Annotated in this window: 22 protein-coding genes; 4 read left to right on the forward strand and 18 right to left on the reverse strand. The window is 61.1% G+C overall.

Annotated elements, in window-relative coordinates; genetic code table 11:
• Positions 1-87 precede the first annotated feature (87 nt).
• Entirely contained in the window at positions 88-588 is a 501-nt protein-coding gene (tpx, locus tag ACM6HV_RS04500) for a thiol peroxidase (RefSeq protein WP_007968505.1), read from the reverse strand.
• A 349-nt stretch (positions 589-937) separates the two neighbouring features.
• Here tpx and ACM6HV_RS04505 point away from each other — a divergent pair, with 349 nt between their 5' ends.
• Positions 938-1,363 carry a YciI family protein gene (locus ACM6HV_RS04505; RefSeq protein WP_222019205.1) on the forward strand — a complete coding sequence of 142 codons (426 nt, stop codon included), beginning with the start codon at positions 938-940 and terminating at the stop codon, positions 1,361-1,363.
• Between the two features lie 37 nt (positions 1,364-1,400).
• Here the strand turns inward: ACM6HV_RS04505 and ACM6HV_RS04510 are convergent, their stop codons facing one another.
• The 4 genes from ACM6HV_RS04510 to ACM6HV_RS04525 all read right to left on the reverse strand — a co-directional run bounded on the left by ACM6HV_RS04510 (position 1,401) and on the right by ACM6HV_RS04525 (position 5,765).
• Positions 1,401-2,072: a DUF3313 domain-containing protein gene (locus ACM6HV_RS04510; protein ID WP_414903606.1), complete on the reverse strand. Its 672-nt coding sequence runs from the start codon at positions 2,070-2,072 to the stop codon at positions 1,401-1,403.
• 261 nt (positions 2,073-2,333) lie between these two features.
• Positions 2,334-3,308: a hypothetical protein gene (locus ACM6HV_RS04515; RefSeq protein ID WP_108182587.1), complete on the reverse strand. Its 975-nt coding sequence runs from the start codon at positions 3,306-3,308 to the stop codon at positions 2,334-2,336.
• Positions 3,309-3,615: 307 nt separating this feature from the next.
• On the reverse strand, positions 3,616-4,095 hold the full coding sequence (locus ACM6HV_RS04520) for a DUF934 domain-containing protein (RefSeq protein ID WP_414903607.1): 480 nt from the start codon (positions 4,093-4,095) through the stop codon (positions 3,616-3,618).
• Positions 4,092-5,765: a nitrite/sulfite reductase gene (locus ACM6HV_RS04525; RefSeq protein WP_414903608.1), complete on the reverse strand. Its 1,674-nt coding sequence runs from the start codon at positions 5,763-5,765 to the stop codon at positions 4,092-4,094. The genes ACM6HV_RS04520 and ACM6HV_RS04525 overlap by 4 nt, the downstream gene beginning before the upstream one ends.
• A gap of 344 nt (positions 5,766-6,109) precedes the next feature.
• Between ACM6HV_RS04525 and ccoN the strand changes: the two genes are divergently transcribed.
• Positions 6,110-7,537: a cytochrome-c oxidase, cbb3-type subunit I gene (gene ccoN, locus ACM6HV_RS04530; RefSeq protein ID WP_414903609.1), complete on the forward strand. Its 1,428-nt coding sequence runs from the start codon at positions 6,110-6,112 to the stop codon at positions 7,535-7,537.
• Between the two features lie 18 nt (positions 7,538-7,555).
• Positions 7,556-7,774, forward strand: a complete 219-nt coding sequence (locus tag ACM6HV_RS04535; protein WP_108182584.1) for a CcoQ/FixQ family Cbb3-type cytochrome c oxidase assembly chaperone — start codon at positions 7,556-7,558, stop codon at positions 7,772-7,774.
• 112 nt (positions 7,775-7,886) lie between these two features.
• Here the strand turns inward: ACM6HV_RS04535 and ACM6HV_RS04540 are convergent, their stop codons facing one another.
• Positions 7,887-8,378, reverse strand: a complete 492-nt coding sequence (locus tag ACM6HV_RS04540; protein ID WP_414903610.1) for a hypothetical protein — start codon at positions 8,376-8,378, stop codon at positions 7,887-7,889.
• 205 nt (positions 8,379-8,583) lie between these two features.
• On the opposite strand from ACM6HV_RS04540, the gene ACM6HV_RS04545 reads away from it, so the two are divergent.
• Positions 8,584-9,276 carry an aspartate/glutamate racemase family protein gene (locus ACM6HV_RS04545; protein WP_414903611.1) on the forward strand — a complete coding sequence of 231 codons (693 nt, stop codon included), beginning with the start codon at positions 8,584-8,586 and terminating at the stop codon, positions 9,274-9,276.
• Positions 9,277-9,390: 114 nt separating this feature from the next.
• Here the strand turns inward: ACM6HV_RS04545 and ACM6HV_RS04550 are convergent, their stop codons facing one another.
• The 12 genes from ACM6HV_RS04550 to ACM6HV_RS04605 form a co-directional block, all read right to left on the reverse strand.
• Positions 9,391-9,900, reverse strand: a complete 510-nt coding sequence (locus ACM6HV_RS04550; protein WP_108182581.1) for a GNAT family N-acetyltransferase — start codon at positions 9,898-9,900, stop codon at positions 9,391-9,393.
• Between the two features lie 176 nt (positions 9,901-10,076).
• The gene (locus tag ACM6HV_RS04555; protein WP_414903612.1) at positions 10,077-11,057 is read right to left on the reverse strand and encodes a LysR family transcriptional regulator; all 981 of its coding nucleotides are present in this window, start codon (positions 11,055-11,057) and stop codon (positions 10,077-10,079) included.
• 146 nt (positions 11,058-11,203) lie between these two features.
• Positions 11,204-12,151 (reverse strand): peptidylprolyl isomerase, encoded by a 948-nt coding sequence (locus ACM6HV_RS04560; protein WP_414903613.1) that lies wholly within the window; start codon positions 12,149-12,151, stop codon positions 11,204-11,206.
• Positions 12,148-12,618 (reverse strand): YbjN domain-containing protein, encoded by a 471-nt coding sequence (locus ACM6HV_RS04565; RefSeq protein WP_414903614.1) that lies wholly within the window; start codon positions 12,616-12,618, stop codon positions 12,148-12,150. The genes ACM6HV_RS04560 and ACM6HV_RS04565 overlap by 4 nt, the downstream gene beginning before the upstream one ends.
• A gap of 17 nt (positions 12,619-12,635) precedes the next feature.
• Positions 12,636-13,265: a DNA repair protein gene (locus ACM6HV_RS04570; RefSeq protein WP_414903615.1), complete on the reverse strand. Its 630-nt coding sequence runs from the start codon at positions 13,263-13,265 to the stop codon at positions 12,636-12,638.
• Between the two features lie 18 nt (positions 13,266-13,283).
• Entirely contained in the window at positions 13,284-14,981 is a 1,698-nt protein-coding gene (locus ACM6HV_RS04575) for a putative porin (protein ID WP_414903616.1), read from the reverse strand.
• Between the two features lie 39 nt (positions 14,982-15,020).
• Positions 15,021-15,725, reverse strand: a complete 705-nt coding sequence (locus tag ACM6HV_RS04580; protein ID WP_414903617.1) for an energy transducer TonB family protein — start codon at positions 15,723-15,725, stop codon at positions 15,021-15,023.
• A 3-nt stretch (positions 15,726-15,728) separates the two neighbouring features.
• Positions 15,729-16,154: an ExbD/TolR family protein gene (locus ACM6HV_RS04585; RefSeq protein WP_003224462.1), complete on the reverse strand. Its 426-nt coding sequence runs from the start codon at positions 16,152-16,154 to the stop codon at positions 15,729-15,731.
• A gap of 11 nt (positions 16,155-16,165) precedes the next feature.
• Positions 16,166-17,965 carry a DUF2341 domain-containing protein gene (locus tag ACM6HV_RS04590; protein ID WP_414903618.1) on the reverse strand — a complete coding sequence of 600 codons (1,800 nt, stop codon included), beginning with the start codon at positions 17,963-17,965 and terminating at the stop codon, positions 16,166-16,168.
• Between the two features lie 12 nt (positions 17,966-17,977).
• A complete protein-coding gene (locus tag ACM6HV_RS04595) occupies positions 17,978-19,576 on the reverse strand; it encodes a ShlB/FhaC/HecB family hemolysin secretion/activation protein (RefSeq protein WP_414903619.1) in 1,599 nt (532 codons plus the stop codon).
• Positions 19,577-19,633: 57 nt separating this feature from the next.
• Positions 19,634-20,245, reverse strand: coding sequence for a transposase (locus ACM6HV_RS04600; protein ID WP_414903620.1), 612 nt, complete (start codon positions 20,243-20,245; stop codon positions 19,634-19,636).
• 222 nt (positions 20,246-20,467) lie between these two features.
• Positions 20,468-21,676, reverse strand: coding sequence for a DSD1 family PLP-dependent enzyme (locus tag ACM6HV_RS04605; RefSeq protein WP_414903685.1), 1,209 nt, complete (start codon positions 21,674-21,676; stop codon positions 20,468-20,470).
• Positions 21,677-21,697: the final 21 nt, after the last annotated feature.

The following is a 21,697-nucleotide window of genomic DNA, read 5'->3' on the forward strand; positions in this document are numbered from 1 at the left end:
CTTACGTTTCAAGGTGTGAGGCAAAACACTGATACACAAATGAAAACGGCCTGGACAGAGCCAGGCCGTTAACAATTGTAAAAGCGCTTATTTGAGTACGGCGAGTGCGGCGTCGTAGTTCGGCTCTTCAGCGATTTCCTTGACCAGCTCGCTGTGCAGCACGTTATCGTTCTCGTCCAGAACCACTACGGCACGGGCGGTCAGGCCTTTGAGCGGGCCGTCAGCGATGGCTACGCCGTAGTTTTCGATGAACTCGGCACCGCGCAGGGTCGACAGGTTCTGCACGTTTTCCAGGCCTTCGGCGCCGCAGAAACGGGCCTGGGCGAATGGCAGGTCAGCCGAGATGCACAGCACCACGGTGTTGGCCAGTTCGTTGGCCTGAGCGTTGAACTTGCGTACCGAAGTGGCGCAGGTCGGTGTATCAACGCTTGGGAAGATGTTCAGCACTTTGCGCTTGCCGGCAAAGTCTTTCAGGGTGACGTCGGACAGATTGCCGGCAACCAGGGAAAAGGCTGGCGCCTTGGAACCGGCTTGTGGCAACTGGCCGTTGACTTGAACCGGGTTGCCTTTGAGGGTGACTTGAGCCATGACTTTAGTCCTTCTTAACGTGGTGATTGAGCATGCAAGAGGCCGAAGTTAACCACGAAATTGTCCGACGACCTATGCCCTGACTGAAAATTGTCAGCGGCCTGTGCAAAAAATTGTATACAACCCACCTCTCCTGTAGGAGCTGCCGCAGGCTGCGATCTTTTGATGTTGGTTTTTAACGACAGGAGCAAAAGATCGCAGCCTGCGGCAGCTCCTACCTTGGCAGTGCAGCGTGTCGGATTGCGTTTGTTAAAACGCCGGACTGCATCTTTTATTCAGAGACCTGTCGATTCACGCCCTGCCCGTTCGACTAAGCAGTGAATCAACCCCATTCCCTGGAGAAACCACCATGCGATTCATGATCCTTGTCAAAGCCAGCGCCGACTCCGAAGCCGGCATCATGCCCAGTGAAGAGCTGATCACTGCCATGGGCAACTTCAACGAAGAACTGGTCAAGGCCGGCGTTCTCATCGACGGCAATGGCCTGCACCCGAGCAGCAAAGGTACCCGCGTGCATTTCTCCGGCGACAAGCGCACCGTCATCGATGGCCCTTTCATTGAGACCAAGGAGCTGGTGGCCGGCTACTGGATCTGGGAAGTGAAGTCGAAAGAAGAAGCTATCGAGTGGGTCAAGCGCTGCCCGAACCCAATGCCAGGCGACTCTGATATCGAAATCCGCCAGATCTTCTCCGCCGAGGATTTCGGTGCCGAGTTCACGCCTGAGGCGCGGGCGCAGGAAGAGCGTGTTCGCGAGCAAGCGAAGAAAAATCTGTAATCCTCTTGGCTTCGGCAGCGCCTATAAAGGCCCCAGCTTATCTGGACTTGAGCTTCACATACATCTGACGCATGTCATTGGCCCAGCCATCAATCACAGGTTTAACGTCGGAGGCTTTCATTGCCTGAGTTTCATTTTCCAACGGTTTGCCGGTGCCTTTGCGCACCACTTGCGCCACGACCTTGTTGCTCGCGCCGTCCAGGAAAACTGCTTCGGTGGCCAGCGTGGTTTCCTGATCGCGGATACCGCTGGCAGTGCTGACGGCTGCTGCCACCAACGCCACCGGGATCACTTCATAAGCGTGCAGGCCTTCGGTCTTGCTGCTCACAGCAGTGATGGCCGCACGCACCACAATCACGCCTGGGCCAGGGCCGTTGGCCAACGGCAGATCCTTGCTGATTTCACGCTTGAGCGCCTGATCGTAATAGGAGGTGATCCCGTTGAGGGTCTGTTGGGAAATCTTTGCGGTCGCTTGCGGCTTTGGATAGAGCTGGGTCGGCTCGATGTACACGCTGGTGAACTTGCTCATATCCACCTTCGGATCGATCCAGCGCATCACCTCGGCACCGGACGGCGATTTGGCCTCCTTGAGCTGGCTGTAGTCCTTGAGAAAGCCGGAATACTCATCGGGAGCGACGGTTTTGCTGGAGCAACCCACCACGCCAAGGGTGGCAATGCAGAGGGTGCCCATCATTACTGCTAGCTTCATGCTGTAACTCCTGTCAGAAGGCCTGAATGTGTTGCGTTGGGGGGAGTTACAGGTATAGCTAAAACCCAGCCGATTGCGTTGCAAAACCACAAAATTTACAGGAGACCCCGCGCGGCCTGACAAACCTCACTTGAGCCACAGTTGCAGATTCCATTTAAGAATGGAAAAAGATGAACATGGGAGATCCGGCGCTGAAGTGAACGGGTCAGGAATGACAATGCCCGCTCCCACAGGGTCAGTATTGATCTCAAGCGCCGTGTGTTACCAGGAAGATGTCGCCCCGCTCTTCAACGCCATCTCCCGACGGCTGTTGGCGCGCATCGCCTTGATCAGCGACACTGAGCCCACCAGCAGAATCGCCGCGCCGAACAGGAAGTCGATGTTGTACAGCTGGAAGTCCTGCACCGGTCCCACCAGCAGCACGCGCACCACGGCAATCGCCACCAGCGTAGCGAGGAAGTCGATCCCCGGTTCGTCGCGATAGAACACGTGCAGCAGCGGCAGGCACAGCACCAGCAGCAACAACAGCACCACGACCTTGAACGAGCCTTTGCGCTCGACGCTGAACGCGCACTCGTGCGGGCCGTAGGCCTTGTAGTCCTCGTCGCGGATCATCGAGTTTTTCTCGTTGATGTACTCGACGCGGTTGTATTTCTGAATCGGGGTGAAGGTGTTGGACAGGTCCATCAGCGTGGTGATGTTCTTGAAGCGCAGGTCGATGCGCTCGCTACCCTTGAGGTAATACAGCACCGGTTTGTAGCCGTAGCGATAGGTGTCGAACGGAAAGTCGGTGACCTGGCCCTGCACGCCGATTGGCCGTGGCTCAAGCTCGGCGTAGGCGCTTTTGGTCGGTGAGGCGAGGTTGCGGCTCAGCGGCTGGACCTTGACCTGTTCGAGGAAGATCGGCGTCACGCCATACGACCACTGCAACGGTTCGAGGCGCAGACGCAGTTCGTTGCGACCCAGATCGTAGCGGTTGAAGGTGCGTTCGGAGACCACCAGCGAGCCACTGAGCATGAACTCGCCGCGCAGGTTGTTGGTGACGCGCAAGGTCAGTTGATCCTTGCCCAACAGCGCCGCTTCGGTGGACGGCGGCGTGCCGCACCACGCGGTGCTTTCACCGGCGCCGCCCAACTGGCCGTCGCGGTTTTCCTTGAACACATAGAAGTAACTGGCCCACAGCGTCAGCATCAACAGCAACGCCGTGAGGCCCAAAATCTTTTTGCCCGCACTCACTACCCAGACTCCCTTCTTCGTTCCGTCGTCCAGCCGAAAACCCGCTGGCGACGGCGACTCTACCAAAAGGCCAGCATCGACCCAAGGGAAAATCCGGGAATGGTGCGGGATGTAAGGGTTTCCCCTGTATAGAAGGGGCCGCTAGACAATTGTGGTGAGGGGATTTATCCCCGACCGGCTGCGCAGCGGCCGCAGAACCAGCCAACAGGTTTTAGCTGAAGAAATGCTTCGGCAGATTTTAGGTCTGCTTCGCAGCCCATCGGGGATAAATCCCCTCACCACAAAGTATCTATCAAGCAATGGATATTCAGCGTCTGCGGAACAACGGGCGCGGCTCGATCACCGAGCGGCCGTACAGCACGCTCATGCCGGCCAGTCCTTTCAGGGCATCTTCGGCCGACTTGTCCTCGCGCACTGCGAAACTGTCGAATCCGCACTGACGCATATGGCTGAGTTGATCACGCAGCACATCGCCAATCGCGCGCAACTCGCCGCTCCAGCCAAACCGGCTGCGCAGCAGATACGCCTGACTGTAGGCGCGACCATCGCGAAAGCTCGGAAAATCCAGGGCAATCAGCGGCAGCGAAGCCAGCCACGGCACCACGCTTTCAACTTCATCGTCCGGCCCCAGCCACACCGCGTGGGTCGATGGCGATTGCAGCCAGTGCGCCAGCGGCAGGATCAGCAATCCTTGCGGCCTGCCCTGCTCCGGCTCGCGGACCAGCGTCCACGGATCATCCTCGATCAACCGCGCAACACCCTGCTCCAGCCGCAGCAGATTATTCATGCCGACACCTCCAGCGCTTTCGGGTAGACCCGCTCCTTGAACGGCTCCAGGCCAATGCGCGCCACGGTGTCGACAAACAGTTCCTCGCTTTCGCGGTAACGCACGAAGGTACCGATGATCCGTTCGATGACCTGGGGCACTTCAGCGGCGCTGAACGACGGACCGATGACTTTGCCCAGTGCGCTGTGTTTGCCCTGCGCGCCACCGAGGGTGATCTGGTACCACTCGCTGCCGTTTTTATCGACGCCGAGAATGCCGATATTGCCAATGTGGTGGTGGCCGCAGGCGTTCATGCAGCCGGAAATGTTCAGGCTGATGTCGCCCAGATCGTGCAGGTAATCGAGGTTGGCGAAACGCGCCTGTATCGCTTGGGCAATCGGAATCGACTTGGCGTTGGCCAGCGCACAGAAATCCCCGCCCGGGCAGGCGATGATGTCGGTCAGCAGGCCGACGTTGGCGCTGCCCAGATTGTGCTCACAGGCCAGTTGCCAGAGTTCGTGGAGGTCAGACTTTTTTACGTCGGGCAGGACGATATTTTGCTCATGGGCAATGCGAATCTCGCCAAAACCGAAACGCTCTGCCCAGTCGGCCACCGCCAGCATCTGCTGGCCGGTGACGTCCCCCGGCGGCGCACTCACACCGGGTTTGGTCGACAGCACCACGCTGGTGTAACCCGCTTTCTTGTGCGGCTGCACGTTGCGCGCGACCCAACGTGCGAACGCCGGGCTTTCGGCCAGACGCGTGCCAAAGTCCAGATCGGTATCGGCCAGGGTGTGATAGATCGGCGGCACGAAAGCACTGGCGACCCGCGCGTATTCAGCCTCGGTCAACTGCGCCGGGCCGTCCTTGAGGTGTTGCCATTCTTCCTCGACCTCTTTGGCGAACGCCTCGATGCCCAGCGCCTTGACCAGAATCTTGATCCGCGCCTTGTACTTGTTGTCGCGCCGGCCATGGCGGTTATAGACCCGCAGGATCGCCTCGACGTAGGACAGCAGATGCTGCCACGGCAAACCTTCGCGGATCTGCAAACCCAGAATCGGCGTGCGCCCCAACCCGCCACCGACGATCACGCGCAGGAGCATTTGCCCGTCACGCCCCGGGTAAAGATACAGGCCGATGTCATGCATCATGATCGCCGCGCGATCCTGTTTTGCCGAGCAGATGGCGATCTTGAACTTGCGTGGCAGGAAGAGGAATTCCGGGTTGATCGTCGACCATTGCCGGAGGATTTCTGCCAGCGGGCGCGGATCGATCAGCTCGTCCGCCGCGACCCCGGCGAAGGCCTCGGTGGTGATGTTGCGCACACAGTTGCCGGAGGTCTGGATCGCATGCATGTTGACCTGCGCCAGACGTTCAAGGATGTCCGGCACCTGCGCCAGTTCGATCCAGTTGAATTGCAGGTTCTGCCGCGTGGTGAAGTGGCCGTAACCGCGATCGTAGTCGGCGGCAATACTCGCCAGCGTGCGCATCTGTTCGGCACTCAGGGTGCCGTAGGGGATCGCCACCCGCAGCATGTACGCATGCTTTTGCATATACAGGCCGTTTTGCAGGCGCAGCGGCAAGAACTCCTCTTCGCTCAATTCACCGGCCATGAAGCGCTCGACCTGATCGCGAAACTGCGCAACGCGCTCGAACACCAGTGCGCGGTCGTAATCGTCGTATTGATACATGTGCCTGCCCCACCTCATCAATTAGTTCTGTGGGAGCGAGCCTGCTCGCGAATGCGGCGTGTCAGGCAACTGCATTGTTGGCTGACACACCGCATTCGCGAGCAGGCTCGCTCCCACAGTTTTCGTAAAGGCACTATGGACGAGCAGCGCAGCACACAACAGATTCACCTGAAACGATAAAAACCGTATCAGGGCGCGGCAGAACGCCGCAGTCAGCACTCCAATCTGATCCGTACAAATGAAAGATTCCTGAGCCTGTTTTGTTTCTGGCGGTATTCCTACAGTGCAGCTCGTGCCAGACCAGGGTGGCCTGGCAAGACTTTGCAACCGTGGAAGAACTGACCATGAGCACAGCAACAATCGGACAGGCTTATAACTACAAGGTCGTCCGCCAATTCGTTATCGCGACGGTGTTCTGGGGTGTCGTCGGCATGGCGATGGGGGTATGGATCGCCTCGCAACTGGTGTGGCCGGAGATGAACCTCGACCTGCCCTGGACCACCTTCGGCCGCTTGCGGCCATTGCACACCAGCCTGGTGATTTTCGGTTTCGCCGGCAGCGCGCAATTCGCCGCCAGTTACTACGCGGTGCAGCGTACCTGCCAGGTGCGGCTGTATTCGGACAAGCTCGCCGCCTTCACGTTCTGGGGCTGGCAATCGGTGATCGTGATCATGCTGATCACCCTGCCAATGGGCTACACCACCACCAAGGAATACGCCGAGATCGAATTCTCCGGCGCGGTGTGGATGGCGGTGGTCTGGGTTGCTTACGCCATCGTGTTTTTCACCACCGTGGTGCAGCGCAAGACCAAACACATCTACGTCGGCAACTGGTTCTTCGGCGCGTTCATTCTGGTGATTGCCATGCTGCACGTGGTCAATCACCTGTCGATTCCGGTGGACTGGTTCAAATCCTATCCGGTGTATTCCGGGGCCACCGATGCCATGGTGCAGTGGTGGTACGGGCATAACGCGGTGGGGTTCTTCCTGACCACCGGCTTCCTTGGGATGATGTATTACTTCGTGCCGAAACAGGTCAATCGCCCGGTGTATTCCTACCGGTTATCGATCGTGCATTTTTGGGCACTGATCACCCTGTACATCTGGGCCGGCCCGCACCACTTGCACTACACCGCGCTGCCGGACTGGGCGCAGTCCCTCGGTATGGCAATGTCACTGATCCTGCTGGCGCCGAGCTGGGGCGGGATGATCAACGGCATGATGACCCTCTCGGGCGCCTGGCATAAGTTGCGCACCGACCCGATCCTGCGCTTTCTGGTGCTGTCGCTGGCGTTCTACGGCATGTCGACCTTCGAAGGCCCGATGATGGCGATCAAGACCGTCAACGCCCTCTCCCACTACACCGACTGGACCATCGGCCACGTTCACGCCGGGGCGCTGGGCTGGGTGGCGATGATCACCTTCGGCGCGACGTATCACATGGTGCCGAAAGTCTTTGGCCGCGAGCAGATGTACAGCACGCCGCTGATCAACCTGCACTTCTGGCTGGCGACCATCGGTACGGTGCTGTACATCGCGTCGATGTGGGTCAACGGCATCACTCAGGGCCTGATGTGGCGGGCGATCAACGAGGACGGCACGCTGACCTATTCCTTTGTCGAGGCGCTGCAGGCCAGTCACCCGGGCTTCATCGTGCGCTTTGCTGGCGGGGTGTTCTTCCTCAGCGGCATGCTGCTGATGGCCTACAACGTCTGGCGCACGGTGCGGGTCGCCGATGCGGCGCTGGTGCGCAGCCAAGCGCAGATCGCCTGAGGCCGGGAGCTGAAGAGGATGGATATTTTCTTGAATGTGCTGGGCGTGGTGTTTCTGTGGCTGGCGGTGGAGTACTGCCTGCGCCACCAGACGGCGGAAAGCCTCGACGATGCGAGCATGGTGCCATTTGCCGATGATCCGGAGGTGGCACGGCGGGTGGAACTGGCCACCGGCAAAACCGTGAAAGCGGTGGCGCCGGAAGAGGCGAAACCGGGCTGGATCAACCTCGACATGTAATCCCCCGCCCCGTGTAGGAGCTGCCGAAGGCTGCGATCTTTTGACTTTGATTTTCTAAAAACAAGATCAAAAGATCGCAGCCTGCGGCAGCTCCTACAGGGTTTGTGGCGGGTCAGGCGCGGTCGCGGGGAATCAGGCTCTGCAACTGCTGTGCAAGAAAGTCCGCATCAAACACGAAGGTGTCCGGATCCTTCAGGCCATTGGTTTTGCGCCACTGCCACTCGCCGCTCGGTAATCCCACCAGCGAAATGCTGCCATAGCGCGCCGCGGTCAGGCCCATCACCGCCAGGGAAATCTGCCCGGCGCTGCCCATCACGTCCGGCACGAATTCCACCATTTTGCCGGCAATCACGATGCTCAGTTTCTCGGTCTTGAAGGTCGAGGTTTCTAACGGCGTGCTCGGCCCGAATGCGACGTAAGCTTCGCGGCTCACCTCCAGCAGGTTCGGTGCCTGCACCGGTTCCAGCCATTGCTGGATCTGGCCGAACAGTTCGGAGATGCGGCTGGCCCAAGCCTGCGACTGGGTTTCGAACAGTTGCTTCTTGTGCGCTTCACTCTCGGCATAGTGACGAAGCATTTCGCCCAGTTGTTGTACGTCGTTCATCGGTACGTTCCTCGGGGAGAGCCTGCGAGAGTCGATAGTGACAGATCGGCGCACCGGCGTACGTTTAACCTCGAACGCCGACACCGTGACACTTGGCAAATGGATCAACGGTACAGTTGCTTTGTACTGGCATCCGTCGTGCAACCGATGGACACTCGGCCGGAGCCCGACTTTTCCAATACGGGCCATTGAACGAGGAATTTCAATGCGTACCATCGGCTTGATCGGCGGCATGAGCTGGGAATCCAGCGCTGAATATTATCGACTCATCAATCAACAGGTCCGCGACCGCCTCGGCCCGCTGCGCTCGGCGCAAATCCTGATGTACAGCGTCGACTTCGGCCCGGTCGAACAGGCCCAGCACGCCGGGCGCTGGGACGATGCGGCGGCGATTCTGGTGGATGCCGCGCGCAGGCTGCAGGCCGGCGGCGCCGAGTGCGTGGTGCTGTGTACCAACACCATGCACAAGGTCGCGGAGCAGATTCAGGCAGCGATCAGCATTCCGTTCCTGCACATCGCCGAACCGGCGGCGCAGGCCGCGCTGAATATTGATGCGCACACGGTGGGCCTGCTCGGCACGGCGTTCACCATGGAGCAGGACTTTCTCAAGCAGCGCCTGATTGCGCAGGGTTTGACGGTACTGGTGTCGGACGACGCCGAGCGCAAAGACGTGCACCGGATCATCTACGACGAACTGTGCGTAGGGGTGATCAGTGACGAATCACGCAAAATCTATCAACGGGTGATCGAATCGCTGACCGCGCGCGGCGCCCAGGCGATCATCCTCGGCTGCACGGAAATCGGCCTGCTGGTCAAACCCGAACACAGCGCCCTGCCCCTGCTCGACACCACCGAACTGCATGCGCAGGCGGCAGTGGCGTTCGCGCTCGGCGACTGACTCCACAGAACCTGTGGGAGCGTGGCTTGCCCGCGAAGAACGATGACGCGTAATACCTGAAAAACCGCGGTGACTCTTCGCCGGCAAGCCACGCTCCCACAGAATTTTTTTGGCTTATCGACGGCGCAGGCGGGCCATGCTCAGGGTGTCGACCCATCGCCCGTCGCGCACCGCGTAGTCACGGAACAGCCCTTCGTTCTCGAAGCCGAACTTGCGGTACAGACCGATGGCCGCCTGGTTGTCGGCGTACACCGAGAGTTCGACCCGATGCAGGTTCATCCAGTTGTCGGCGACGTCCAGCGCCGCCGCCAGCAGTGTCGAACCGACCCCTTTGCCTTGCCACGCCACGGCGACCGCCATGCCGACACTGCCGGCGTGCGCGCGGCGGATTCGTGAATAGTTTTCCAGGCCAAGATGACCGACCACCGCGCCCTGATGCAGCGCCACCAGTTTGACCATCCGCTCGTTCTCCGCCAGCAGCCGTTGACGCCAAATCTCGGTAGATTGAAACGGCATCTGCAACACCTGCCGGGTCACCGCCGGATCGTTGTACAGCGCGGTGACGGCCTCGATGTGCGATTCATTGAAGCGTTCAAGGGTGATGGCGGGGTTGTGCTCGGGCATGGCGGATCCTTCCTGGATCGATGGGTGGCCAATCACTCTAAACTGCAAAGTCCGGCGCATACAAACTGTAGGAGCTGCCGCAGGCTGCGATCTTTTGATCTTGCTTCTAAAAATCAAAGTCAAAAGATCGCAGCCTGCGGCAGCTCCTACAGGGATTGTGGGCAAAGGGGATCGGGTCAGGTCTGAAACCACTCCTGGCGCTCGTTGAAGGTGTGCTGAATCAGTTCGACCAGGGTTTGCACTTCGCCGACGTGCCGGGATTCAGCATTCACCGCCAGCCATGCCTGCAACTGCATCGGCTCGTCAAACAGCCCCGGCAGCGCAATCAGTCCGCGATCAAAACGGCTCATGTACGCCGGCAGCAGACCGATGCACGCGCTGCAGCGGATCATTTCCAGCATCAGCTCATAGGACTGCATCTGCACCACACCGGCCAGGCGTTGTTCGACCAGTTCATTCCACGGCCGAAAGCTGTCGATCTGCCGGTCGTGCTGCCATTGCACCAGCATGAAATCGCTGAGGTCGTCGGTACTGGCCGGGCGCGCGGTGACGCGGGAATAGCGTTTGGCAATGTGCGGCAGGTAGTCAAGCCGCGCCAGCGCTTGCGGCTGGCTGGTGGCGAAGGTCGGGCCGGGACTCGGGGTCTCGCCGTGGGCCAGCCACAGCACCACGTCGGCACTGACCGCGCGCAACGCCAGTTCGCTGTCCAGCGCAATGATCTCCAAACGAACGCTGGCATTGCGCCGCAGCAGTGCGATCAGGTCACGACCAAGGATGTCATGCAGGATCGACTCGGCGACGGCCAAACGCACCAGCGGCTGCTCGACCACCGGCAGTTTACGTTCGTGGGCCAGCGCCACCAGTTGCGCCTGCAACTGCTGACCTTCACGGGTCAGGCTCAAGGCGCTGCCTTGAAAGCTGAACAGCGCGTGCTGCAGCGTTTGCTCCAGCTGCGCCAATTGTTTGCGCAGCAAGGTCGAGCGCACGTTGAGGCTGCGCGCCGCCTGCATGAAGCAACCGCAGCGAGCACTGACCAGAAAATATTGCGCGACCTCGGCATCGATGCTCGCGGCTTGCGCCAGCCACGGCTCGCGCTCGCGCTGTGCCCAGCGATAGTCGGGGCTACCCTGTCGTCCTGCGGGTTCGGTGAATGACATCGATGACTCCCTGTCGATCTTTGTTGGTCTTGAGTGCACCACAATCCACTGTGGGAGCGAGCCTGCTCGCGAAGGCGCCAGCACATTCAACAATTACGCTGCCTGACACACCGCATTCGCGAGCAGGCTCGCTCCCCCAAGGTGATTTACTGGTGGGTTTCGAGGACTTTGTTCAGCTCGGCCCCATCGATACTCAGCGTCGCGGTATTGAGCATGCCGTCCAGATACGCCTGGGCAATCTGCTCCTGCCGTTGCGCCCGCAAGGCCTGAGTCAATTGATCGCGCAGTTCGTCGAGGGTCGCGGTACGCGCCGGTTGCTGTTCGGTGAGTTTGATCACATGGAAGCCGGCCGCGCTCTGCAGTGGGTCGGACACCGCGCCGACCTTCAACTTCGCCACCACGCCCCGTACTTCCGGCACCAGTTGCTGCAACGGTTGCAGCCCGCTGTCGCCGCCGCGTTCGGCGGTCAGCCGATCCTGCGAATACTGAGTCGCCAGCGCGGCAAAATCCGCCGGCGTGCTCTGGGCCTTCTTGCTCAGCTCGGTCGCCTGTTTGCGCACGGCGTCCAGGCTCTGGGCATCCGGTACCGCAAGGAAAATCTGGCTGACCCGATACAACGGCGGGGTCATCCAGTTGGCTTTGCCGGCGTCGTACGCCTGTTGCAACTCGGCCGTACTCGGGTAGTCCGCCGGCACGGTGCTGACCGAGCGCAAATAATCGCGAAAGACGATCTGCTCGGTGGCCGCGCGGGTTTGCCGCACCACGTCCGGACGCTGCGCCCAGCCCTGAGCGTCGGCCTGCTCCAGCACCGCTTTCTCCGCCAGACGGGTACGAATCCAGCGCTCCAGTGCTTCACGGTTGCCGCGCAGTTGCTCGGCACTTGCCGGTGGCAATGTCGCCAGCAATGCCTGCAGCTCCTGTGGCGTCACCTGCTGATTGCCCAACCGCGCCACGGCCGGCCCCGCAGCAACCGCCGCCAACGGCGACGATTGCTGGGCGGCAACCGGGTCAGTACCCGGTCGCAACACCAACGCCACGGCTACCACCAACAGCGCCACTGCCCCGGCGCCGATCACCATGGCAGGCTTTTTCACAGCGCGACTTCCTCTTGTTCGGCGACCGCGACTTTGGCTGTCGAGGCTTGCGCGGCCTGGGTGAAATCACGCAGGTAGACGATGAATTCCTGCAACAGGCGATCCCACAATTCCAGATTGCCACGCAGGTGATCGTTGCTCACACCCGCCGCAACCACCACGTCCATTTCCATCACCAGAAACTCGCCCTGCAATGACAACCGGGCAAAACGCCGGGTGGCGTTCCACTGTTCGGCCACACCGTGTGGCAACTCACCTTGCACCCGCAGCGCGCAGCTGAAGGTGAAATCGACATAGCTGCCCTGCTCCACCGCCGGGTTGCCGAAACGCACGGCATAACCGATGCCCTGACTGGCGCTGAGCAACTGCACGATGCCGTTCTGTTCGGTCTGGTTGACGCGATAACCGGCCGCTTGCAGGACGTCGGTCAGGGATTGTGGGGACACATGGCTGATCAATTGAGTCATGACTTCTTCCTTGTTTATCAGTGCGAGAGCGCAGCTTGCGGCGCGTCGAATTGAGTCTTGTAAAGCTCGTCACCAAACCCCTGGGCCAGTTCATCGAACTTGACCCGGGCGCTGCCCGCGAAGGGCTGGCGGATCTTCATCACCTCGGCGACATCGATGTTTTCGTAGGCGCTGAGGATCTGTTTGGCGACGCCGTACATCTGCTGATTCTTGACTGAACATTGCTGCACTTGTGTGTCACGTTCAGCCAATTGCGCTTGAAGCTTAGACCGTTCTGCCTCTTTGGCACGGGCCATGACCAGCAACTCGTCGTAGGCCTTCTTGAACTTGCCGACCTGCTCGTTGCTGGCGGCGACTTGCGCCTGCGCCTGGCTGTGCAGGCTCTGTTGCTGGCCGGCCAATTGCTCGGCGACGCCTCTGGCCTTGGCCAGTTCGGCGGTCAATTGCTTGATCTGCGCCTGCGCCGCTTTGGCTTCGTTCTGCGCCGCCAATTGCGCGGCGCTGGCCTGGGCCTGCTGGCTCTGCAGGGTCTGCAACTGCTGGGTGGTGCTGCGCAACTGGGTGCGCAGACGCTCCTCCATGCCTTCGGCGTGCGCGCCTTGCGCGATGAAAAAACTCAGCCCCAACAGTAAAACTCGTGCGTGCATGACCGTACTCCCGGCGCCTTAGAAGCGCGTGTTGATCTCAAGCTGCAAGACGTCGATGTCGAACGGCGCACCGTACACGGCCTCGGTGCTCATCCAGCGGCCGGTGGCGTAGACGTTTTTCGCCAGACCGTAGTTGCCGCCGAGGATATAGCCCTTGGCGTTGGTGCCGCCGAGGTGGAACGACGAGTCGTTGAAGCCATCAGGCAAGGCGTCCGGCTGGATGTACTTGTAGCCGGCGAACAGGTTCCAGTCGCCCTGCTTCTTCAGGTCCAGCGCGTTGCCGAGGGTGAACTGGACCATCCACGCATTGGCGCCGCTTTCGATCTCGCCGTTGCTGTTGAGGTTGTTGACGATCTGCCCTTCCGAGCGTTTGCGCATGTCGCCTTCGTCGTAACCGAGGTTGTGGATGTAGTTGCCCTGGCTACGCAATTTGAAGTCTTGCGGCAGATCGGCGTCCCACACCAGGTTCAGGTCCAGCAGGTTGAACGCCGACGCAAGACCGACGAATTGCGGCTGCGGCGTGGTGGTCGGGTTGGCTGGGTTCGGCGTGATGTCGCGCAGCAGGAACACGCTGTTGCCCTTCTGCATGAACGCCGCCCGTGTGCCGTCGGTGTCGCAGCCCGGGGCGCCGGCCCACGGTGCGCAAGGGCTGGAGCGTTGGCCCTGAATGTCGTCGAAACGGTAGTAAGCCAACGCGCCCTTGAGGCGGTTGTTGCTGTTGATTGCCCACTTGGCGCCGAGCTGCGCGCCGTACAGCCACTTGTTGTCGCTTTCTTCCTTGTCGAAGCCATTGCTGGTGCTGGTGTCGTTGGTGTAATCCACCGGGAACGCGCCGACGGTGCCGAACACGCCCCAGTCGCGGTTGAGCTTGTGATCGAAAATCGCCGCCACACCGTCGAAGTTCAGGTCGTTGGAGTACAGCATGTCGGTGGACATGAACGGGTTGGCGAAACGCCCGCCGGTCAGGGTCAGCTCATCGGTCGGTTTCCAGTTCAGGTAACCCTGATCGAGCCAGATATCTTTCTTGGCGAATCCGCCGCCGAGGTTCTGCGTGGTCGACACTGGGTTGTTGTCTGAGCCGGTGCCGATGCGGATGCCGGCTGTCCATTCTGGCGAGATCACCGCTTTCATCCCTAGCCGCGCGCGCAGCCGGAACAGGTTGGTGCGGTCTTCACGAGTATTGAGCAACGGCGGCAGGTTGGTGCTGCTGTTGGGGTTCACGTCGTACGGGCCGTTGTTGTTGAGTTTGGCGAAGTCGACGATTTCGTTGCTGTTGCTGCCCGAGTAGTAGCGCGATTCGTCACGCAGACGAATGTCGCCGTCGAAGCTGATGCGCGATGCCCAGTCCGGGAAGGTGTTGGGCGCGGCCCAGTTTTCCTGCTTGGCGGTGGCCATGACTTCGGCCTTGACCTGATCGCGGATCTGGTCGCGCACCGCGGCCGGCACATACTGCACGCGCACATCGCCCGGTGCCGCCACCGGACCGGCTGCGACCGCTGTCGAAGCCGCTGCCTGTTTGGCCTGAGCGGCTTCGTTCTGCGCCTGGGCGATCAGCGCATCGGCCTTGTCCTGTTTCAGAATGCCCTGCTCGACCAGCAAGCGGATCAGATTGATCGTGGCGTTCTCCGAGGGCGCAGGCGCTGCCGCGGCCTGCCCGACCAGGGTCGCGATGACCATGCCGACCGCCAGGGACAATCGATTCACGTTGGAAATCATCTGCACACAACTCCTTTTCATACAGCTTTATGAATTCGGTTAACCCGGACGCCGCCCTTGCAGGGACAGGCGCACAGGCAAGGTGATGGAGGCCGGTGGCCGTTCGCTCAGATGGGGCGCGTTACGCAATGCGGCCAGCACCTGAGTGTCGATCTCGGGCTTGCCGCTGGACTTGACCAGCTCGACCCGGGTGATCTCTCCGACGCTGCTCAGCCAGACATCGGCCTGCAGCGAAAACGCGAGGTTGCGCAGGTCCGGGTTCTCGCGCAGCAGCTTCTGAAAGGTGAACGCGAGGAACTGGCTGTAGGTGCCGGTACCCAGGCGTCCGCCACCCGCACCGGCCATGCCGCCGCCCTTGCCGGCGCCGATGTTGAAAGCGTCATTGCCGCTCTGGGCGTCGCCGTCGATTTGCATCGGGTTGGCCAGATCGTCCGCCGGTGAAGGCGGCGCCTCCTCCTCGGGCTTGACCTCTTGCGGCTCGGGCGTTGGCTCGGGCTCGACGATTTTTTCTTCCACCGGGGTTTCCGGTTCCGGCGGTTTTTCCGGCGGCGGAGGTGGCGGTGGCGGCAATGGAATGATCGTCGGCACCTTCGGCGCCTCTCGGCGGATGCCGCTCATGTCATTGGCCCACTGCCACAGGAACCACGCGGCGAGCGCGCCGAGCAGCAGCCCGGCGCCCCACTTCAGGTAACGCAACGGCGAGCGCTTCACCGGCAGCGGCTCGATCGGAAGTTGTGCGGTCATCACTCAACCCTGCGTCGGTTTGCCGGTCACCAGACCGACCTGGGACAGTTCGAGCCGGCGCAGCAGATCCAGCACTTCAATGACTTTCTGGTACTGCACCGTGGCGTCGCCGCGCACGATCACCGGGAAGTCCGGGCTCTGCGCCTTCTCGATACGCAGGCGCTCCTCCAACTCGGCGAGGGTCACCGGGTAGGCGTCGAGGAACACCTGGCCGCCGTCGTTGACCGAAATCGCCTTGGTCTTGGCCTCGGACAGCGACACTGAAGCGCTGGCCTTGGGCAGGTTGATCTGGATCCCGGAGACTTGCGCGGTGGCGGTGAGGATGAACATCACCAGCACCACCATCAGCACGTCCACCAGTGGCGTGATGTTGATGCTGTCCACCGCTGCATCTTCGTCATCGTCGTGGGAGGCATTTACGGACGCCATGGCAATGCTCCTCAGGCGGGTACGGAGTGGTTGGCGTGATGGCTGCGCTGATGCGCCGCTTCACTGGACTGACCTTCACCGTGCATCTCCGCCAGACGGGTAATGAACTCGTCGACGAACACGCGCATGTCGGCGCTGACTTCCTTGTTGCGGGTAATCAGGCGGTTGTAGCCAAACAGCGCCGGGATCGCGACAAACAGGCCCATCGCCGTGGCGAGCAACGCCGCCGCCATGCCGGGCGCGATGGCGTTGATGTTGACGTCGCCGGCCATCGCGGTGCCGAGGAACACCACCATGATCCCCAGCACGGTGCCGAGCAGGCCGATGTACGGGCCACCGGCGATGGCGTTGGACAGGGTCGAGAGTTTCGAACCGAGGGCCTGGTTCTCGCGAGTGCGCACGCCGTCCATCGAGCAGCGAATCGCTTCAATCGTCGCTGCCGACACCGAAGAGGTATCGGCGCCCTGCTCGCGGCGGGTACGGATTTCCTTGACCGCCACCGAGTACAGGCGCCACAGCGGCGAGTGCTGCAGACGCTGGGCCAGTTGCGCGTCGTCGGCGAACATCTCCAGACGGGTGCCGACCTTGGCGAACTGCTCGCGGAAATCCTCGTTGGCCTTGCTCACGCGGCTGAGGGTGCGGTTCTTGCGCAGCATGATGATCCACGACTGGAACATCATCAGCACCAGCACGGCGATGATCACCCAGGCGTCGACCGGTACCGCGTTGAGCAGGAATCCGAGGCTGCCGAAGCCGAAACCGGACTGTTCTTCGTCAACGCCGTAAGTCACCAGTTTCGACTCGGCACCTTGGGAGGTCGCATCAGCCAGCAGCAATGGGGCCGGACGCGCGACTTTCGACAGGCGCAGTTCGTCGATGGCGCCCACGAACGGCTGGTATGGGCCAGCGGCCAGATCACCGCCAACCGCCATCACCGAATTGAACGCCGGCATCGCTTGCGCGAGGGTCGCGCCCTCACGACCGTTGATGTACAGGCTGACTTTCGAACCTTCGGCGGTCAGCGCGACATGCTGCCATTGGCCGGGATTCAGCGCCTGAGAGGCCACCGCGCGCTGGCCGTCGATCTCCACGAACGGCACGCCTTGATTGACCCCGACCAGCAGACTGTTGGCGCCTTCGCGACGGGCCAGAATCAGTTGCTCGCCATTGGCCTGATCCAGCCGCAGCCAGGCACTGAAGGTGAACGCGCTGCCAGCGCTGTGCTGCAACGATGGACTGGCCGGCAGCAGCAACGGCTGGCCGCTGAACTGCAAGGCGCGCCCGATCACACCGTCAATCGCCGCGCCAGTGGCGCTTTGTGCAGTGTTGCCGTAGGCGGTGGTGTCTTTGGCCGGGGTGCCGGTGGCGCCGTCGAAGTGGTACAGCGCGGTGTAATTCGGATCGAAGGTCAACTGGCCGTTGCCGGTCGCCGGGGCCTTCTGATTGCCGTAGTACATCCAGATGTCCTGACGCTGGCCGCCCTCGACATTCGGCACATCGACCCAGATCAGCGCCATGCCCATCAGCGCATCGAAGCTTTCGATCTGGTGGTTAAGCACGGTCTTGTCATCGGCGGCGACAAAGCGCAAATCCGTGCCGTCTTCCTTGACCCCGTCGAAGGTGAAATTGCCGGTGTGCAGGCGCACCAGCAGCGCAGTGCGGCCCAGGGCCAGATTGATCCCGGCGCCCTGCGGCGTGGTGTCGACGGCGATCTGTTTGCGGTAATGCCAGTCGTCCTGCCACCAGGCCTGCGCCGTGGCCGGGAGCACGAAGCCCAGGCAGATCAACAACGAAAGAATGAGGCGCTGCATGAACGTGCTCCTTTAGAAAGTGGCTTGAAGGTTGAAGTGCAGGCGCGATGCCTGCTTCGAGGTGTTCGGCCCTTCGAGTAGCGGGTAGCCCCAGTCGAGGCTGCCGGACAGCCATTTGCTCAGGCTGGCGCGGGTGCCGAGGCCGACGCTGGCGAGGGCGTAACTGGCGTCCTGGTCCGGCAGTTCGTCGCGCAGATACAGTTGCGCGCCTTCGGCGAAGGCGTAGAAGCGCCATTCCTGCATCCAGCTGCCGGCGTATTTCGCCAGCGACGGCGTGCGCAGTTCCTGACTGAGCAGCACGCCGTCATCCCCGGTGCGCTCGGCCGCCAGATAGCCGCGCACCGAGGTCGCGCCGCCAGCAGAAAACTGTTCGTTGGAAACCAGCGGCCCCGACGCCAATTGGAACGCGCCTTTGCTCGCGCTTTGCCAGTCGTTGTCGAAGGTCCATGTGAAGTTGCTGTCGCCCTTGAGCACGGCGAAACTCGGGTTGGCGCGGTAGCGTTTGTAGTCGAAGTCTTCGTCGGAACTGCCGTAACCGAAGATGCTGCGGGTGGCCGCCACCAGGCTCAGGCCGAGGCCGAGCTGGCTCTTTTCGGTGTAACGGAAGCCGTTGTAGGCGAAGGTGAACGGCGCGTATTTCAGCGGCACCTTGTCGCTCTCGCCGGACAGGGTCAGGCGTTCGTCGAAATCCTTGAAGTCGATACCGGCCGACAGCGAGTTCGACCAGTTGCCGCTGGATGGCAGCGTGTAGATCGCCGACACCCCGTAGGAATGGCCCTTGCCCAGCACATTGCTGCCGCCGAGGGTGGCGACGTTGCTGTCGGACTGATAACCGGAGAACTGCACGCTCCAGCGCTCGCTCAGCGGCGCTGTGTAGGAAGCCGACCAGACCTTGGCGTTGTCGGTGTCCTGCGGCGCGGTGAAGTACGTCAGGTTGATGCTGTGGCCGAGTTGCCAGAGGTTGTTGTAGCCAAGGCTGGTCACGGCGCGCAGTTTCTCAGTGTCGGCGCTGTAATCGTTGTTGAGGCCGACGCTGGCGCTCCACGGGTTCTGGTCTTCGACCTGCAAGTCGACGTCCATGGTCCCGGGGCGCTGGCCTTCGCGCACCAGCGGCATGACCTGGCGCCCCGGGGTTTTATTCAGCTGCGCCAGTTCACCCTGAACCTTGGCGAAGTCCGGCACCTCGCCTTCTTTCAGGGCCGGGACGTTGTCGCGGATGTCCAGCGGCGAATAGTGTTTGGCGCCGACCACGCGCACCCGGCCGACCTTGGTTTCGCTGACTTGCAGGTAGACGATGCCATCCGCCACCGCTTGCTCCGGCAGTTCGACGAACACCGATTGGTAGCCGCGCTGCTGATAAGCCTTCTGCAACGCGTCGCGGGCACCTTCGATGTCAGTCATGGCTTTTTGCGGGCCGAGAAACGGGTACACCGCTTCTTCAATCGCCCGTGCGTCAAGCACGGTGTTGCCGCGCACGAAGTATTCGTTGACGTCCACCAGACGCTGCGGCGCGGCGCCTTGGGCAGCCGCTTCGGCGAATGCCGGTTGCGCGCCGGCCGTCACCAGCAGCCAGCCCCACAGCGCCAGCCGTGACGTGAAAATCTGATCCACACTACCCCCTGAATTCGCGATGACCTGTTGGCGCTGTCGCGCGCCTTGTGAGTTGCGTCAGTTGCCGACTGTCGAGGCACCGCTGTGCTTGCCGAGCCAGGTGTGCAGCAGCGCGAAGTTCAAGGAGAACTCGGGCATTTGCAGCAAGGCACCGCAGAACACTTCGCCAATGATTTTCTGGATGAGCAGCACCGCACGCGGCTCGTTGAGCAGCGTGGCGATGTCGCGACTGAGGACGTTGAAGCTCCAGACTTTCTGATTCAGGCCAAGACCGACGAACCAACGGAACAGCAGGTTGTAATTGAGCTGCTCATACAGCTGCTGTTCGCTGGGCACTGAATACAGCAGTTGCAGGAGCAGGATGTGCATGACCGTTTGCGCGGGAATCAGCATGCCGGGCTCGGCATTGAGGTCATGCAGCAGGTCTTGGTGGGCCGCAAGCAAGTCGTCGATCTGCGGGCGCAGCAACACCAGCGAATGGCCTGGCGGAATGTAGCTGGAGACCTCTTTCAAGGCGCCCTGCCAATCATCCTGCGACACGATCCAGACCCACGGCGCGCCGTAGCGATACACCGACACCGGTTTCTTGCGCGCCGCTTCGACGATCTTCGACAGGCGCTGATCGAGCTCCTGCATGCCCACTTTCGAGTAGCGTTCCATAGTCCCCATTGCCTCACTCCCGGCGTCCCGCCTCGGCTTGTGAAAAGCGCCCCGTTGGGCCCCTCAAGCGCGTTACATAGGCATGACTGGACTGGCTATGTGCTACCGAACTTTTGTCATGAAAGCTTCATTAATGAGGGAGAGCAAAAGCAAAGATCGCAGCCTTCGGCAGCTCCTACACTGGGATTGAGTGCCCCCTGTAGGAGCTGCCGAAGGCTGCGATCTTTTGCTTCAGGAATAGACCGGCCAGGTATCGACAATTCTGCCGCCACGCACCGCCAGCAGATCACCGAATTGCAGGAGAACGGCTTCAGTCTGGGTCGGACGCAGGAACACTTGATCTTCGACGGTCAGGCCGACCGCGTCAGAACCGTTGACCATTTCCTGATTCGAACTGCGGCCATACACGCCGTTGCTCTGTAGTCCGGTCGGTGATTCGAACTCGGCCATCCAGTTGCCGCCGTAAATGAAAAAGGTCTGGCGCTGATTGACATCCCACCACGACAGCAGCTTCGACTGGTCATCCAGCGCCGGGATGTTCACCGCGCCGGTGCTCTTCAACACTGGCGTGGCGATGTAGGTCGCCGGCACATGGTCAACCAGCGACGGCAGGTCGTAATGCGTCGGTTTGAGCATCGCCGTACCCACCGACACCTCGGTGCTCAGTGTCTCGTTTTCGTGGATGCGGTAACTCGGGCTGCCGGCGGTGTTCAGGCACAAGTGGTCATTCCATAACGCCGGAAACTGCTGGCGGGTGAAATCCACGCAGCGCTGATAAATCACCATCACCTTGGCGAACAGTTCCTCGGGCGAACCGAGTATTCCCGGCACGCCCATGCCCACAAACGGGTCATAACCCATGAACCCGGCGAACGCCAGGTGCTGCGGGTTGGCGCTGATCAGCGCGAGCATCTGCCCCAATACACTCACATCACTGACCCCGCCGCGATGCAGGCCGACATCCAGCTCGATGTTGATACGCATCCGTGTGCCCAATCCCTGCGCCAGCGCCAGGTATTGCTGCAGACGTTCGGGGTTGTCGATCAGCCATTGCAGCTGCTTCGCCGGGTCGAACGGGCCTTTGTGGGTTTGATAGAACAGCTGTGCCGAACGCACCGGCAGCGGCTTGCCGAGCAGGATGTCGGACTGGGGAAACATGACAGCATCGTGATTGAGGAACGGCTGGTGAAACGACATGAGCTTTTGCGTTCCGGCCCGTTGCGCGATGTAGCTCAACAGCCCCGGTGACGGCAGGGACTTTTCCACCAGCCGCAGTTGTTTGCCGCCGCGTCGCACCGACTGCATGACCACATCGATGTTGTGGTCGAGCCGATCCAGATCGATCAAAAGCACCGGACGCATTGGGCCGTGGTCTTTCAACTCTTTATTCAGGGCGCGGAAATACTCGCTGTACGGGCCGCCATGATCGCCCGGTCGCAACCAGGCACCGACTCCCAGCAA

This window comes from Pseudomonas sp. IT-P260, from assembly GCF_949768395.1.
Classification (GTDB): Bacteria; Pseudomonadota; Gammaproteobacteria; order Pseudomonadales; family Pseudomonadaceae; genus Aquipseudomonas; species Aquipseudomonas parakoreensis.

Bases quoted from the DNA above. Each gene is read 5' to 3' on its own strand.
- tpx (WP_007968505.1), bottom strand. From the start codon at position 588: ATGGCTCAAGTCACCCTCAAAGGCAACCCGGTTCAAGTCAACGGCCAG.
- ACM6HV_RS04505 (WP_222019205.1), top strand. From the start codon at position 938: ATGCGATTCATGATCCTTGTCAAAGCCAGCGCCGACTCCGAAGCCGGC.
- ACM6HV_RS04510 (WP_414903606.1), bottom strand. From the start codon at position 2,072: ATGAAGCTAGCAGTAATGATGGGCACCCTCTGCATTGCCACCCTTGGC.
- ACM6HV_RS04520 (WP_414903607.1), bottom strand. From the start codon at position 4,095: ATGAATAATCTGCTGCGGCTGGAGCAGGGTGTTGCGCGGTTGATCGAG.
- ACM6HV_RS04525 (WP_414903608.1), bottom strand. From the start codon at position 5,765: ATGTATCAATACGACGATTACGACCGCGCACTGGTGTTCGAGCGCGTT.
- ccoN (WP_414903609.1), top strand. From the start codon at position 6,110: ATGAGCACAGCAACAATCGGACAGGCTTATAACTACAAGGTCGTCCGC.
- ACM6HV_RS04535 (WP_108182584.1), top strand. From the start codon at position 7,556: ATGGATATTTTCTTGAATGTGCTGGGCGTGGTGTTTCTGTGGCTGGCG.
- ACM6HV_RS04540 (WP_414903610.1), bottom strand. From the start codon at position 8,378: ATGAACGACGTACAACAACTGGGCGAAATGCTTCGTCACTATGCCGAG.
- ACM6HV_RS04545 (WP_414903611.1), top strand. From the start codon at position 8,584: ATGCGTACCATCGGCTTGATCGGCGGCATGAGCTGGGAATCCAGCGCT.
- ACM6HV_RS04550 (WP_108182581.1), bottom strand. From the start codon at position 9,900: ATGCCCGAGCACAACCCCGCCATCACCCTTGAACGCTTCAATGAATCG.
- ACM6HV_RS04555 (WP_414903612.1), bottom strand. From the start codon at position 11,057: ATGTCATTCACCGAACCCGCAGGACGACAGGGTAGCCCCGACTATCGC.
- ACM6HV_RS04565 (WP_414903614.1), bottom strand. From the start codon at position 12,618: ATGACTCAATTGATCAGCCATGTGTCCCCACAATCCCTGACCGACGTC.
- ACM6HV_RS04570 (WP_414903615.1), bottom strand. From the start codon at position 13,265: ATGCACGCACGAGTTTTACTGTTGGGGCTGAGTTTTTTCATCGCGCAA.
- ACM6HV_RS04575 (WP_414903616.1), bottom strand. From the start codon at position 14,981: ATGATTTCCAACGTGAATCGATTGTCCCTGGCGGTCGGCATGGTCATC.
- ACM6HV_RS04580 (WP_414903617.1), bottom strand. From the start codon at position 15,725: ATGACCGCACAACTTCCGATCGAGCCGCTGCCGGTGAAGCGCTCGCCG.
- ACM6HV_RS04585 (WP_003224462.1), bottom strand. From the start codon at position 16,154: ATGGCGTCCGTAAATGCCTCCCACGACGATGACGAAGATGCAGCGGTG.
- ACM6HV_RS04590 (WP_414903618.1), bottom strand. From the start codon at position 17,965: ATGCAGCGCCTCATTCTTTCGTTGTTGATCTGCCTGGGCTTCGTGCTC.
- ACM6HV_RS04600 (WP_414903620.1), bottom strand. From the start codon at position 20,245: ATGGGGACTATGGAACGCTACTCGAAAGTGGGCATGCAGGAGCTCGAT.